This window comes from Mesorhizobium sp. M4B.F.Ca.ET.203.01.1.1 (genome assembly GCF_004791025.1).
GTDB classification, from domain to species: domain Bacteria; phylum Pseudomonadota; class Alphaproteobacteria; order Rhizobiales; family Rhizobiaceae; genus Mesorhizobium; species Mesorhizobium abyssinicae.
Window position 1 is genome coordinate 1 of sequence record NZ_SRUO01000225.1, and the last position, 302, is coordinate 302.

Here is a 302-nt window from a genome sequence, read left to right on the forward strand (position 1 = left end):
GTGACGCATCGCGCGGCGTGCTGCCCTTGCCCTGCAGGACCAGGCCGTTGCCGCTGAAACCCAGCCGCCGGTACTCGTCCTGCGCCGGATTGAAGAACGCCCACTGCGGGCCAAGCGTGCTGCCGCGGAAATCATCCGACAGCGCCATGCCATGCGGCGACAGTGCCTGTCCGGCCGGCTTGCGCAGTGGCTGGCCGAGGTCGCCCCCGGTCGCGCGGAACCAGCCGTCGGCGGTCCATTCGATAGGCTCCAGCAGGGCCTGGCGGCCCAGCGTCCAGAAGCCGTTCTCGTACCCGTGGTAC

At 70.2% G+C, this 302-nt stretch carries 1 protein-coding gene; it reads right to left on the reverse strand.

Features of this window, described 5'->3' with window-relative positions; genetic code table 11:
* A partial coding sequence (locus EN846_RS34420; RefSeq protein WP_210236161.1) for a hypothetical protein occupies positions 1 to 302 on the reverse strand: 302 nt, incomplete at both ends.